Consider the following 14,836-nt stretch of genomic DNA (forward strand, 5'->3'; position numbering starts at 1 on the left):
GTAGCGATCAGTGCTTGGTCTTTGTTCTATTGGCATTCGGAAAATAGAACAAAGCCACCCGCCCTACGCGAGTTTGAACTTACCGACTAATGCTTCTAGCTCAGCAACTTTAGCGTTCAAGCCTGAGGTATTTTCAGAGCTGCGAGTCGCTAATTGCAAAGACTGCTCAGAAATATCACTGATCGCCGTAATATCCGCTGCAATTTCTTTGGTCACCGCTGTCTGTTCTTCTGCCGCTGTCGCGATAGAGTTGACCATGCTTTGTACATTGCCAGCACCACTTACAATCGCTTCTAGCGCCGAAACTGCGCCAGAGCTTTGCTCAACACCAATCTCAACTAGACGACAGTTATCTTGAGTGTAAGTCACCGCTTCTTGCGTACCAGATTGAATCGACTGAATGATACCAGACACTTCTTGAGTCGCTTTGGTCGTTCTCTCTGCCAGTGCTCGTACTTCATCAGCCACCACTGCAAATCCACGTCCAAACTCGCCAGCACGTGCCGCTTCAATCGCAGCATTCAGCGCCAGTAGATTGGTTTGCCCAGCGATGTCCTCGATTACCTTAATAACGCTGCCAATCTGTTCGCCATGTGAACCTAGCGTATTCATTTGTACCGACATGTCGCTCATTTGAGTCGACACTTGTTGGATACTTGCCACCATTTCAACAATCACGTTACGGCCATCTTCTGCTGACGTTTCTGAGCGACGCGCCTCTTCATAAGTAGAAGTACCTTGCTGAGCGACTTCAGAAATGGTCAAGCTTAGCTCTTCTGCGGCAGTCGCAATCAGGTTAGCTTTATCAGCTTGCGCAGAGGCACCAGAAACGATGTCTTGACTGATTGATGATAGCTCACCTGTCACCGATTGAACTTGGTTCGTCACAGAAGAGATTGAACCCAATAGGTCGACCAAAGATTTCTGCATTTGGTTAATCGACGTAGCAAGATCGGCCAGTTCATCGCCAGAATCATCAACAATATCTCCAGCGGTAAGGTCGCCATTTGCCACGCGTCGCGCAACTTGTTCAACACGAGTTAGACGGTTAGTGATGGAGCTAGATAATACAAACGCAATCACACAACCAAACACAATCGCAATGGCAGACAACACCATGATGGTGCGTTCGATGGTGGTAAACGAATCGGTTAATACAAGCAGCGATTGTTCTGTATCGGCTCGCTCACTTGCAGACGCTTGGTCCAGTAAGTTTTCAACCGGGATTAGATTACTCTCATATAAGGAGCGAAGCTGCTGGATATTCGATAACAGCGCAGACTCATCGTTGATCATAGGTACAAGCTTAGATTCAAACTCTTGAGTAAAGCGCCCCATCAGGTCTTCAATTCGCTCAATACGGCGATGGTCTTCTGAACCTCGACTCTCTAAACGTTTTGCTTCTTTAATAGCCTGAGCAAATTCATTCTTGTTGGTTCGATAATCATTAAGCGCATTATCGGCTTGAGTAATCGCACCAAGTGCATCGCGATAAACATCCCCGGCTTCATCTATCAATACAAGGTAGGTCACCGTTCCCGGTACATCATCCATCCTAATTTCATCAGCGCTCTTGTGAGCTCCAATGACTTCTATCCATACAATACCGACTAACGTGACAAGCACCGCCAATATAGAGCCAAATCCGGCGTACAACTTCTTCCTAACTGACAATTTCACACAACACCTACTTAAATAAAATACAGCTCAATCAGCTATTACTTTTCATTATATCGGCTACCAGACCAATAACTTTAAGCATTTATTTTTCTTTGATAATTAAGTTAGTAGCATAAAAAAACGGGAGCCAATGGCTCCCGTTTCTTAACTTACTTTAACTCGCGATTGTAGCTACTAATAACTATGGTTTCTTAGAGCTATAGCTTCTTAAAACTATAGCTTCTCAGAACTATAACTTCTTAGAGATAAGCGCAGAGCCAGCAATGATACCAATACCTAGTAGCATGATTGCACCTTTACCGCTGTCGAAGCCAGAAGAGATACCCATGAACGCTACGATAGCGATAGCTACTGGGATGATGTACTTAACAAGTGTGTACCATAGGCCGAATAGTGGGAATGATACTTCACCGTCGTTAGTGATTTCTTTCTCTAGGTCAGCACGGTTTAGTCTCCAACCAGCGAAGATACATACCAACATACCGCCAACTGCTAGGAAGATTTTATCCGTTAGTAAGTCGAAGATATCGAATGCACCAGTACCAAACAATGTTGGACCGAAGCCGCCAAGTGATAGAGAAGCGAAGATACATAGAATCGCCATTACTACACTTGCAGACAGTACTGCAGTCACACGCTTCATGCCTTTCTCATCGATTAGGTAAGAAACCACAACTTCAAGTAGAGATACTGAAGAAGTCAGTGCCGCAACACTTAGACCAACGAAGAACATTAGAGCAAATAGCAGACCAACTACGCCGCCCATTTCAGCGAATAGCTGAGGAACAACAACGAATACTAGACCAGGACCCGCCGCAGGTTCCATACCAAATGCGAACATTGCAGGGAACATTGCAACACCAGCTAGGATAGCAACGCCTGTATCCATCGCCGTAACCATAGCTGTAGTTTGAACTAGGTTCTCTTTCTTCTTAAGGTAAGAACCGTAAGTCAACATACAACCCATACCAAGAGATAATGAGAAGAATGCTTGACCTAGTGCAGCTAGAATTACACCGCTGTCTACTTTAGAGAAATCAGGGCTGAATAGGAATTCAAGACCAGCCATCGCGCCCGGAAGCATTAGGCCTTTGATTGATACCACGATAAGGATGATGAAAAGAAGTGGCATCAGAATCTTACCCGCTTTCTCAATACCGCCAGAAATACCCTTCATAACGATAACAACGTTAAGTAGTAGGTATAGGCCCATCCACATAAGTGGTTGAACTGGGTTTGAGATAAAGCCACCGAAGCTGTCACCAATTGCTTCAGGTGCGTCTAGTAGACCACCAGCAATCTTACCGATGTATGCGATAGACCAGCCACCTACTACAGGGTAGAAACCCATGATAAGTAGACCACTGACTACGCCGATAACACCAGCGAACGTCCAACGACGGTCAGTTGATTTAAATGCACCTACTGCTGATTTTTGCGTATGACGGCCAATCGCAAATTCAGTCAGCATGACACTGAAACCGATAAAGATTACAAAAAACAGGTAAATTGCAACGAATGCACCGCCGCCACTTTCGCCTGCTGTGTAAGGGAATTTCCAGATGTTACCTAGACCAACAGCAGAACCTGCTGCAGCCATTACGAATCCTAACTTCGAACCCCAGGTATCGCGGGGTGTTGTGGTTGTATTACTAGTAGCCACGTGTACTCCAAACTTTTGTGTTGTGTTGTGTTGTGTTGTGTGATGTTGTGTTTTGCTTTGGGTGGCGTCTTTAAAAGATAAGGTGTATAAAAAAATTTACACACTTAAAAGATTTGATTGACGCTCGTTGTATGGCAAGTAAACCAGTTTAAGAATAAAATTGGAAGTCCGAACCGTACATATTTCGTTACCAATGTAAATTTTTATGGTTAAATGCCGTCTTTTTATACAAAACAATCGTTTTCGTCTTAAGTTAACCAAAACTTAACAACTATAACCTGTTTACAGCTTTTGCTCTATTTTGTAAATAGTTGATTCCTTAAATTCCCATATCCTCAAAATAGCATTACTATCTAAGTGTCTCTTTTTTCGAGTATTCAATGTGGAAAAGCTCTACCATTTTTTAACTTTAGCTTCCGTTGCTTTGTACTGGGTTCTCGTCGCCGGTGTGACCTTTCGTGTCGTACTAAAACGACGCTCTGTCAGCGTTTCTCTCGCGTGGTTGATGGTTATCTACATTATCCCGATTGTTGGCGTGGCCTGTTACTTCCTTTTCGGCGAGCTAAACCTAGGTAGAAAGCGAGCTGAGCGCGCACATCGCATGTTTACTCCGTTCGGTGATTGGTTCCGCCAATTAAATGATTGTCAGGTTCACCTCCCAGGTAAAGTTGGTTCCCCAATCCACAAGATTGATGAGCTTTGTAATAATCGAATGGGTATTCCTGCACTCAGTGGGAACACACTTTCACTGCAAGCTTCACCCAATGAGATCCTGCACGCAATTATCGAAGATATAGAAAACGCACAAACCAGTATCAAAATGGTTTTCTACATTTGGCATCCTGGAGGCCTAACCGACTCCGTAGCCTCTGCACTGATTCGAGCGGCCAAACGTGGCGTAGATGTTAAGGTTTTACTCGATTCAGCAGGTAGTCCACGCTTTTTCAAAAGCCATTGGCGTTCAATGATGAAAGACGCTGGTGTGCAAGTTGTGCAAGCATTAGAAGTAAGCCCATGGCGTATTTTCTTACGTCGCCTTGATTTAAGACAGCACCGTAAGATCATCGTGATTGATGAATCCATCGCCTATACCGGTTCAATGAATATGGTGGATCCGGCGCATTTCAAACAGAGTTCAGGCGTTGGTCAATGGATCGACGTAATGGTCCGAGTCACTGGGCCAACCGTTAACGTGCTTTCGGCCATTCATGGTTGGGATTGGGAAGTAGAAACAGGCGAGCGCATTCTTCCTGATTTACCTGAATGCCCGATTGAAGAAATAATGACGCACCATCCGGTTCAGGTCGTTCCGTCTGGTCCTGGTATGCCGGAATATTTGATCCTACAAGTTCTGACTATTGCCATTAATCAAGCCAATCGTTCTGTGCGCATCACTACACCTTATTTTGTACCGAGTGCCGACTTGTTAGAAACGCTAAAAATGACAGCGCAAAGGGGCGTAAATGTCGAACTGATCATTCCGCATAACAACGATTCATTGATGGTTAAATGGGCTTCTCGCGCTTTCTATACAGAGTTACTTGAAGCTGGCGTTAAGATTTACGAATTTTACGGTGGCCTTCTTCACACCAAATCGGTAGTGATTGATGAAGAGTTTTGCTTAATCGGAACGGTCAATATCGACATGCGCAGCCTTTGGCTAAACTTCGAAGTGACGCTAGCCGTTGATGACGTACACTTCACCAAGCAACTGTTTGATTTGCAGCAATCCTATATTGAATCATCTCATCCAGTGGAACTGGAGCAATGGGAGCAGAGAAATTTACGTAACCGCTTTTTCGAACGATTGTTCTATTTGTTCAATCCCCTGCTGTAATCCAATCAATGGACCCACTGCGACTCATATCTCTCTGCTTATCAGATTTTTGACCTTTCACGATAAACGACGTGAAAGGTTAAAAAGCGAAAGAAAAGCATAAAAACTCCCCCTCTGCTCTTGCTTTGAATGCTATTGGCATGTTTTAAATAGGACATAACCGATTGATAAGGAATTCACAGCATGTCCGAGAACAAAACCACTAAACTGATCACTGCAGGTCGTGATAAGAAGTGGACCAATGGTGTCGTTAACCCACCAGTACAGCGCGCTTCTACTGTCGTGTTCAACTCAGTAGAAGAAAAGCGTAAAGCTACGATTAATCGCGCTAATAAAACGCTTTTTTACGGACGCCGTGGAACCAACACTCACTTCGCTTTCCAAGATGCCATGGTTGAAGTCGAGGGCGGCGCAGGCTGTGCACTTTACCCTTGTGGTACTGCAGCCATTTCAAATGCCATTCTTTCTTTTGTAGAAACAGGCGATCATATTCTGATGGTCGACACCTGCTACGAACCGACGCGTGATTTCTGTGACACCATCATGAAGAAGATGGGTGTAGAGACGACCTACTACGAGCCAACGATCGGTGAAGGCATCCAAGACCTTATTAAGCCAAACACTAAGGTGCTGTTTACCGAATCTCCGGGCTCAGTCACCATGGAAGTGCAAGACATTCCAACGCTAGCGCGTATTGCTCATGAACACGACATCATCGTGATGCTCGATAACACATGGGCTGCTGGTGTGAACTTCTCACCGTTTGATTTTGGCGTTGATATCTCGATTCAAGCTGCGACCAAATACATTGTTGGTCACTCTGATGTGATGTTGGGTACGGCTGTTGCCAACGAGAAGTGTTGGGATCAACTAAGAGAACAGAGCTATTTGATGGGGCAATGTGTATCACCAGATGACGCTTACCTTGCCCTTCGTGGTATTCGTACTCTTGACGTTCGACTACGCCAACATGCAGAGAGCAGTTTGAAAGTCGCAAAATGGTTGGAGACTCGACCTGAGGTTGATCATGTTCGTCACCCTGCCCTTGAGTCTTGCCCAGGCCATGAATTCTTCAAACGAGATTTCACTGGTGGTAATGGCTTGTTCTCTTTCGTGCTGAAGAACTCAAATACAAAAGCAACCACAGCGCTGCTTGATGGTATGACGCACTTTAGTATGGGTTACTCATGGGGTGGCTTTGAAAGCTTAATTCTAGCGAACGAACCGAACAGCTTTGATAGCCTAAGAACAGTAGCGAACCCTAACTTCACAGGAACCTTGGTACGTGTTCATATCGGCTTAGAAGACGTTGACGATCTGATTGCGGACCTAGAGGCTGGATTGGAGCGTTACAACGCGCTCGTTTAATTTAAAGCGTTAGCAGACTCAGACCAAAAAGGCAGGATATTCCTGCCTTTTTTAGATTAGCGCATTAGACACGTCGCTTTAAAAAGCTACTGAACGTCAAAGCACGCCCAATTGAAAATTTCAGAGCGGTGTTCATTGAACAAATACAAAGACTGATCCTTGACTGCAATAGCGTAATCAATCGTCACCCCTTTATACTCACTATATTCATTGTTAATAATTGGATCATGGAAAGGGGTCGCCGTTCTCACATCTATAATGCTCATCGACAAATTATTCCCATCAAGCTCATAGTGCCCGAAATACAGATTTTCCATAGTACTCTCCTTACCGTCTTGCTCTGTAATCGTCACAAACTCTCTCATGCTAAAGGTATGGTCAGATTGAAAAGTAAGGCTTATACGTTCATAAAGCGATTGATATGGTTGGAATGCCTGAGATAAAAAATCAGTTTTAATCGTTTTGCAATGCCATCGAGTGCCCGCTAATACGTTCTGTTCTGGCAAAAAACTTGCAGCAGCAATTACCACTAAAATGAGTAAACCAATTAGTCGCAAAAGTAACTCCTCTTCTTCATATACTGAGCAAAGGAATCAAAAGACGACTCTACATTGAAAACCGAAGCACTATAATTCAGAGCCTCACCATCTTTCCTTTGAATCAACATGTATAACGCGTCATCTTCGGGTTGGTCGACTGATGGGTAAATACGGACAAAGACATCAACGTTACAGTGGCTAGGTATCACCGCTGTAAGCTTTTGAGTGACCGCAGGCAACGAATAGGAGTCATTATGAGCAATATGGAAGAAGTAGTGGTTGGTATTGTCGGTGTAATTGTCACGATATTCCGCTTTATCAATAAAATAAGGCAGGGGCGTATAGTAGGTTTGGAAAAGGTTGAACGCCGTTACTGCGACACAAACCAAAGCGAGTAAATAACCGGCTTTAGCGAGGTGTCTATTAGACACAACATTTGCCTGTTCTTGCTTAACTGCACTCTGATCTAGATGTGATTCGCTAGGTAGCTCGGAAGAAACAACTTTTGCAGAATCTGCATCAATCAAGACTTCATTTATTGTCAACGGGTCTTGGGACATTCCTTGGGACAAAGGTACGTTTTGCTTCAACGTAGAATCGGCAAGTGAGACACCGAGTTCGCAGACTTCTTTACTCGCTTGAGAAGGTACCTCTTCAGTTACTGTGGACCGGCTCAACTCGTCGATTTCAAGAGAATACCCTGTCTTACTAACGGTACGAATCGTCGCGCAACCACAAGTTACTCTAGACAATGTTTTTCGAATCTTTGAGATAACGTTAGTCAGAGCTTGCTCTGAAACAATGACATTACCCCAACACCTATCAAATATCAGACCTCGCTCAATGCACTCACCGGCATTTTCAAGCAAGAATAGAAACACCTTACCTTCTAACGGCGCGATAGTTTCTACGTGGCCATCTTCACGCACAAACTGCCTAAGCAAGGGATCATAACGAGCATCACATATTTGGTAGATTTGTTGTTTCACTATCGTCTTCTAGGTTTGAATTCGGTCGCATATGATATTGAATAGTTTACAAATGACCAGTAAATTTTCCAATTTTCACGCAATTATTTCGCGACGAGAAATAACACTTTTATTTGTGTGGACAACCTTCTAAATGATCATTAACCATACCTGTCGCTTGCATAAACGCGTAACAGATTGTTTCCCCTACAAACTTAAAGCCTCTTTTTTTCAAAAACTTACTCATTGCCTTAGACCGCTCAGTAGAAGCAGGAACTTGAGACATCTCAGTCCAGTTGTTTTCTATCACCTTGTTATCGACAAATTGCCATAAAGCATTTGATAAAGAGCCAAACTCTTTCTGGAGTTCAAGTGTTGCTCGAGCATTACCGTATACAGAAGCGATCTTGCCCTTATGCTTAACCACATCGAAGTTTTCAATGATGTACGGCACGTTGTCTTCATTCAACTCAGCTAGCTTGTTTAGATCGTAATTATCAAATGCAGCACGATAGCCTTCACGCTTTTTAAGGATCGTAATCCAACTCAGGCCCGCCTGAGCGCCTTCTAAAGTAATGAACTCAAACAGAACTTGGTCATCATAAACAGGCACGCCCCACTCTGCGTCGTGGTACTCCCTTTCTAATTCGTGCTTAAGTGCCCATGCACACGTTCTATCCACTGTATTCGCTTCCATTTCGATAGTCTCTTTTAGTAATCGTACATAAAAATAATGCCCCAAATAGGGGCATTATTTCAAAGGTTAGTTGACGTTAAGCCACTTCAATTTTATGGAATAAACGATACAGCACAGGTACTACGATTAGCGTGAGTACAGTCGCAAAGCCTAAACCAAACATAATGGTTACTGCCATCGGCTTGAAGAAGATATCCGGTAGTAGAGGGATCATACCAAGAATCGTTGTAATCGCTGCCATACATACCGGACGAACACGACTCAGTGCCGCATCAACAACCGCTACATACGGATCTTTACCGGACTTCATCTCAATCTCAATTTGATCAAGCAGTACGATACCGTTCTTAAGTAGCATCCCGGATAAACTCAAGAAGCCTAGCAATGCCATAAAGCCAAATGGTGTATTCAAGGCTAATAAGCCTGTCGTTACCCCGATTAGCGCTAATGGAACCGTTAGCCAAACAATCAGCGGCTCTTTGACTGAGTTGAACAAGAACACGGTAATCAAGAACATGAACAGGTAACCCATCGGCATAGTGGTAAACAGTGACGCTTGTGCATCAGCAGATGACTCATATTCACCACCCCACTCCAACGAATAACCCGGCGGCATCTCAATCGCTTCAATTTGTGGCTGTAAGCGTTTCTGTAACGTCGAAGCCGTTTCTTCACCCAATAGGTCGTTGTCGGCCATTACCGTCAGCATACGCTTACGGTTCTTACGGATGATAAGTGGATCTTCCCATTCCAATTCGTAGCCAAGCGTCACTTGCTGCAACGGAATGTATTCGCTTAATGCCGGGCTCCAAATCTTCATACCTTCGATGTTGCGAATATCAATTCGCTCATCTTCAGGTAAACGAGCCACAATAGGCATCAGAGTAGTACCATCACGATACACACCAATCGACTTACCAGAGAAAGACATCGCTAGGAAATCATCAACGTCAGACTTGGTAATACCATAACGACGCGCTTGGCTTTCATTGAACTGAGGCTCTAATACCTTAGTTCTTTCACGCCAATCATGACGAACGTTAAACGCTCCATCATCGGCACGCATGATGTCCATAACTTGAGCTGCGATTGAACGTAGCACGGTTGGATCTGAACCGACGATTCGAGCCTCAATTTTCGCACCGCCACCAGGGCCTAATTCAATTTGCTTAAGTTTGTAATCAATTTCTGGGAACTGACTGTCAACGTGTTCACGGAAGCGACGCATCAGCCCCTCAAGTACCTGATAATCTTTCACACGAACCGTGATTTCGCCATACGCGCTATAACTCTTCTCGGGTGAGTAGGTCAACATGAAACGCTGCAGACCTTTACCGGCCGTGGTCGTGATATGTTCAACTTCACTTTGTTCCGACAGCCAACTCTCAAGCACTCTCAACTTGGTATTAGTTGCTCGAATATCAGTACCTTCTGGCATCCAAACATCCACTTGGAACATCGGAGTAGTTGAAGATGGGAAGAATGCTTGTTTCACAAAGCCAAAACCGTACACACTCGCACCTAAACCAATCACCAGAACGATCATGGTTAGCCACGCGCGTTTCATACAGAACTCAAGGAAGTTTTTATAGATAACAAAAACCATCCCGTTGTATGGGTCTTTGCCTTCGTTATCGGGATCAACCTTCTGTCCTCTGAAGAAGATGTCGGCAAAAAACGGCGTGATCGAGATAGCAGTAAACCAACTCAGCATCAATGAAATCAATAGTACCGTGAACAAGGTGCCACAGTATTCGCCCGTTGAATCTTCAGACAAACCAATTGGAGCAAACGCGGTGACCGCAATCACCGTTGCGCCAAGCAATGGCCATTTGGTTTGGGTCACGATATCAGTGGCGGCCTGCATCCGGGTTCGCCCCTTCTGCGTGCCGATCAATATCCCCTCCACCACCACAATGGCATTATCCACCAGCATCCCCAAGGCAATAACCAACGCGCCCAGTGAAATACGTTGAAGGTCGATTTTGAAGTACTGCATGAAAATAAAGGTGCCGAATACGGTCAATAGCAGTATCAAACCAATCAACAGACCCGATCGTACTCCCATGAAGAACAGTAACACCACGATTACGATCGCAACCGCCTGCCCTAAACTCACCACAAATCCGCTTACCGACTTGTTCACCTCTTTAGGTTGGTTATAAACCTCGGAGATGTCGATACCGACGGGTTGTTGATATTTAAGCTCGGCGAGTCTTCGATCAAAGTCTTCACCCACTGCGACCACGTTCACGCCTTGCGCAAAAGAGACACCCAGGTTAAGCGCGAGTTCGCCGTTATAACCAATGATGTTACTCGGTACCTCAACGTAACCACGAGTTACATTCGCCACATCTTTTAGATAGATAAGCCCTTGAGCGCCACCTTCCGTAAGAATCAAATCTCCAAGCTGTTCAACGTTTTGGAACTCACCCGTTGGATGGATTCGAATATATTCATCACCAATCCTTACCGCTCCTGCACTTGATACAATATTTTGAGTCGATAAAAGGTTAAATACCGTGCTTGGAGACAGACCCAGAGAGCTTATCCGTTTCATCGATATCTCAATGAACACTTGCTCTTGTTGTTGGCCGGAAACGGAGACTTTACTGACCCCATCAACCAACTCTAGCTCTCGCCTCAGGTAATCAATGTAATCCAGCAACTCTTTGTAGCTATAGCCATCCCCCGTCACCGCCAGCAAAATACCGTAAACGTCACCGAAATCATCGATGACTTGAGGATCATTGACTCCGGGTGGCAGTTCAACCTTGAGATCGTTCACTTTTCGGCGAAGTTCATCCCATATTTGCGGAAGATCATCTGGGCCGTAGTTGTTCTTCATCGTCACCGTTACCTGTGATAGGCCGCGGCTAGAGATAGAGTTCACTTCGTCCACATAGGTAAGTTGTTGAATCGCTTTTTCTAGTGGGTAAGTAACTTCTTCTTCGACTTGTTGAGGTGTGGCTCCTGGGTAAGAGGTCACAACCATCGCATCTTTGATAGTAAAGGCAGGATCTTCTAAACGACCCAAGCCGAAAAAGGCAGAGACACCACCAATAAGAAAGATCAGAGATAGCATCCAGCTAATGACTTTGTTACGTATAAAGTAAGAAGCAACACCTGTGATCTGATCATCACCCTGTTGATCGTCATTTTGGGGCTTGTTATTTACTTCACTCATTGTTCGTCTCCTGAGACAATACTTCCACTGTCATCCCATCTCGCAATCGCGATACGCCTGCAACAACGACATGCTGCCCCATTTCTAATCCTTTCATGATCTGCAATGTTTTCTGATTGGCTTTTCCTATTACGACTTGCTGTTTCGAGACGGTACTGTCGTCATTAAGCACCCATACATAAGAGTTCTGGCGCGTTAAATCATCGCCATCCGCATTAAACACAGCTTCGATTGGGATAAGTACCCCAGCTTTTAACTCCAAGCCGATATCTCGCCCATTTGACGTCACCTCAACGGCCATACCATCCAGAATTAAATCATCTTCCGGCATAGGTAGAGCAAGCGTCACCGTGAACGTGCCCGTGCTTGGGTCAGGTTCAGTGGTGAACTCCTTAATAGCCGCCGTGTATTCATTGCCACTGGGTACTCTTACCACAGCCTCAACATTCGATAACAGCTGTTCGCTAGGCTGATTCACGTAAATCTGGTCAGGCAGTTGGATAACAACCTCAACATCCTCGACACTGTGAATGTTCACCACCTGCTGGCCTACCTGAATGTTTTCATATTGATCGACACTGACACGAGAAATGATCCCATCAACAGGAGCACGAAGCTTAGTGAACGACAAGCGCAGTTTTGCGAGTTCCAGCTCGGCATAAGCGATCTGGCGTTGAGCAGCAATTTCATCAAACTGTGACTTCGCCAATAAACCTTTCTTCACTAGCGGACTTGAACGTCTGTATTGGCTGTTGATTACCGTGTAACGCGCCTGAGCATTGTCGACATCCAGTTGATAATCGGTAGGGTCAAGCTCTGCAATGATGTCTCCTTGTGAAACACGTTCACCTTCTTTCACATCAAGCTTATTGATTTCACCAGCGACTCGAAAGCTGAGGTGAGCCTTCTCGGCAGCGTTTGCAACCGCAGGGAAATAGAGTTTGTCGCTAAAGTCGATGACTGAAATCTCGATAGCTTTAACCAAGGGCGTGTTATTCACTTCTACAACTTGTTTATCTTCACAAGCCGTAAGTAAAACCAAACACGACAGTCCAGCGGCCACTTTAAGTGTTTTCATGTTATAGCCCCCTTTCCTTGATCCACTCTCGAACTTTAACGCCCGGTTCAAGACCATTAACACCAGAAGTTACGATGCGATCACCATCGTTCAACCCTGAAACAATATGGCGCTTTTCATCGATGATGATTGCGACATTTTCAACAATACCGTCGCTATTCACGCGCCACACAGAGACATCATCGCCATCAGTCATCATTGCTGATGTGGGAATTTTTGTGGCGGCCGCTAACGCTGAAACTAAATGAACTGTGCCTGACATACCCGGCAAAATACCAACATCGGTGGGTCTTTCCATTACCATGGTGACTTTGTACGACCCGGTTTTGGGATCTGCTTCAGTATCAACTTCTTGGAATGCTAAAGCGTAGGAGCTACCAGGAAAAGCATCAAAAACCATGGTTGCATCCGTCTCAAACCCTGAAGAAAAGCGCGTGATAAGTTGGTCGGGTAATAAGAATACGACTTTGAGGATTTGATTCGTTTGAATATTCATCACGCCTTGTTTGGCAGCGATATATTCATGGTTTTCAGCAGGAATGATAGAGATAGTACCATCGTAAGGCGCAACCAAAGTGGTATAACGTAGGTTGGCTTTTGCTTGGTTAAGCATCGCTTTAGCAGAATTATGATTAGCTTTCGCTTGGTCGAAGTCTTGCTCAGATACGACGCGATCTTTGCGCAACTTAATGGAACGTTGGTATTGAACATCGGCAAGCTTAAAGTTGGCTCTCGCTTGCTTCTCTAACAACTGATATTCGTCAGGATTAAGCGTTGCAAGCCCATCACCTTTGGTAACCTGTTGACCAGATGTGACATCGATAGTCTGAAGTAGCCCTGGAACACGAAATGCCAGTACTGCTTTGTCACCCGCTTCTGTGGTGGCTGGAAAGCTACGTTCAAAGGCATTACTACCGACGGAGACAGTGAAGAGTTTGGCGGGTCTAGAATCAGGTTCAGGTACGGGAGGAAGCTCCTTACCACACCCAGACAACCCAGCTAAGGCTGTCAATAGGACAACGGAGGCTCTATACATTAGTGATCATCCATAACTATAAATATTTTTATAACATAGATTAATCACATGTAACTTACCAGTTATCGTAAGATTTATTTAGACAAAATTATTAAAAAAAATAACGGCTTGGAATAAATTTTCCTAAACCGTTATCTAATGTTTTTCAGGTTTACCACTACATGTTCTTAAATGCGCGGTCGACTTTGAAAGTATCCGAAGTCACATAAGCTTCCATATTGCGGACACTGGTCTCTAATTTCTGGAAATCACCCTCTAAAGTGCCCAGTAACGACTCTGCGGTTTGCCCTTTTTCCCAAGGTTTTTGCTTGAGCGTGTGCTCTTGTTTGGCCTTCATCTGATCGACATACTGAGGTGGTTGTTTTTCAAGCATAAATGTCAAAGCTACATACGCTAATAACACCAAAAAGCTACCACCAAGCAGTGCCGCCGAGATAACCAAGATGCGAACCAACCACACTTCAAGGCCAAAGTAGTTCGCTAACCCTGCGCAGACGCCAGATAACTTACCGTTAATTGGGTCGCGATACAGTTCTCTACTCATAGTTTCGTCTCCAGCTTGGCGACTCCGCATCCAGTATTTTTTCCAGTGTTTTCACACGATCTTGCATGGATTCAGCTTGTGCAGAAAGCTTGTGCAAACGCTGAAGATCCGTTTCTGAAAGACCATTACTGGATTTCTTCTTGCTACGGTAATGTAAGAACAACCATAGCGGTGCCACAAAGATTAAAAAGACAATCAGTGGACCTGCAATTAGAAATGTTGACATAGACAACTCCTAA

General features: G+C 44.7%; 12 protein-coding genes. 2 read left to right on the forward strand and 10 right to left on the reverse strand.

Annotated elements, in window-relative coordinates:
* Positions 1 to 63 precede the first annotated feature (63 nt).
* Positions 64 to 1,680: a methyl-accepting chemotaxis protein gene (locus tag AACU28_RS18815; RefSeq protein WP_017090088.1), complete on the reverse strand. Its 1,617-nt coding sequence runs from the start codon at positions 1,678 to 1,680 to the stop codon at positions 64 to 66.
* Between the two features lie 229 nt (positions 1,681 to 1,909).
* Positions 1,910 to 3,343 (reverse strand): sodium-dependent transporter, encoded by a 1,434-nt coding sequence (locus AACU28_RS18820; RefSeq protein WP_012604350.1) that lies wholly within the window; start codon positions 3,341 to 3,343, stop codon positions 1,910 to 1,912.
* A gap of 382 nt (positions 3,344 to 3,725) precedes the next feature.
* Between AACU28_RS18820 and cls the strand changes: the two genes are divergently transcribed.
* Complete coding sequence (cls, locus tag AACU28_RS18825) at positions 3,726 to 5,180, forward strand: cardiolipin synthase (protein ID WP_004734615.1); 1,455 nt, start codon at positions 3,726 to 3,728, stop codon at positions 5,178 to 5,180.
* Positions 5,181 to 5,363: 183 nt separating this feature from the next.
* On the forward strand, positions 5,364 to 6,548 hold the full coding sequence (locus AACU28_RS18830) for a cystathionine beta-lyase (RefSeq protein WP_004734614.1): 1,185 nt from the start codon (positions 5,364 to 5,366) through the stop codon (positions 6,546 to 6,548).
* A gap of 86 nt (positions 6,549 to 6,634) precedes the next feature.
* Here the strand turns inward: AACU28_RS18830 and AACU28_RS18835 are convergent, their stop codons facing one another.
* The 8 genes from AACU28_RS18835 to pspB form a co-directional block, all read right to left on the reverse strand.
* Complete coding sequence (locus AACU28_RS18835) at positions 6,635 to 7,105, reverse strand: hypothetical protein (RefSeq protein WP_017079009.1); 471 nt, start codon at positions 7,103 to 7,105, stop codon at positions 6,635 to 6,637.
* Entirely contained in the window at positions 7,096 to 8,076 is a 981-nt protein-coding gene (locus AACU28_RS18840; protein ID WP_121603428.1) for a winged helix-turn-helix domain-containing protein, read from the reverse strand. The genes AACU28_RS18835 and AACU28_RS18840 overlap by 10 nt, the downstream gene beginning before the upstream one ends.
* A 109-nt stretch (positions 8,077 to 8,185) precedes the next feature.
* Positions 8,186 to 8,752 (reverse strand): DNA-3-methyladenine glycosylase I, encoded by a 567-nt coding sequence (locus AACU28_RS18845; protein ID WP_121603429.1) that lies wholly within the window; start codon positions 8,750 to 8,752, stop codon positions 8,186 to 8,188.
* A 76-nt stretch (positions 8,753 to 8,828) separates the two neighbouring features.
* Complete coding sequence (locus AACU28_RS18850) at positions 8,829 to 11,939, reverse strand: efflux RND transporter permease subunit (protein ID WP_017083278.1); 3,111 nt, start codon at positions 11,937 to 11,939, stop codon at positions 8,829 to 8,831.
* A complete protein-coding gene (locus AACU28_RS18855) occupies positions 11,932 to 13,017 on the reverse strand; it encodes an efflux RND transporter periplasmic adaptor subunit (RefSeq protein ID WP_004734608.1) in 1,086 nt (361 codons plus the stop codon). Before AACU28_RS18855 ends, AACU28_RS18850 begins: the two co-directional genes overlap by 8 nt.
* Before the next feature lies 1 nt (position 13,018).
* Positions 13,019 to 14,053 (reverse strand): efflux RND transporter periplasmic adaptor subunit, encoded by a 1,035-nt coding sequence (locus AACU28_RS18860; RefSeq protein ID WP_102452946.1) that lies wholly within the window; start codon positions 14,051 to 14,053, stop codon positions 13,019 to 13,021.
* Between the two features lie 157 nt (positions 14,054 to 14,210).
* The gene (pspC, locus tag AACU28_RS18865) at positions 14,211 to 14,597 is read right to left on the reverse strand and encodes an envelope stress response membrane protein PspC (RefSeq protein WP_029222097.1); all 387 of its coding nucleotides are present in this window, start codon (positions 14,595 to 14,597) and stop codon (positions 14,211 to 14,213) included.
* Positions 14,590 to 14,823: an envelope stress response membrane protein PspB gene (gene pspB / locus AACU28_RS18870; protein ID WP_029222098.1), complete on the reverse strand. Its 234-nt coding sequence runs from the start codon at positions 14,821 to 14,823 to the stop codon at positions 14,590 to 14,592. The genes pspC and pspB overlap by 8 nt, the downstream gene beginning before the upstream one ends.
* Between the last annotated feature and the right edge of the window lie 13 nt (positions 14,824 to 14,836).

It is taken from the genome of Vibrio sp. SBT000027 (genome assembly GCF_963894355.1).
GTDB classification, from domain to species: Bacteria; Pseudomonadota; Gammaproteobacteria; order Enterobacterales; family Vibrionaceae; genus Vibrio; species Vibrio splendidus.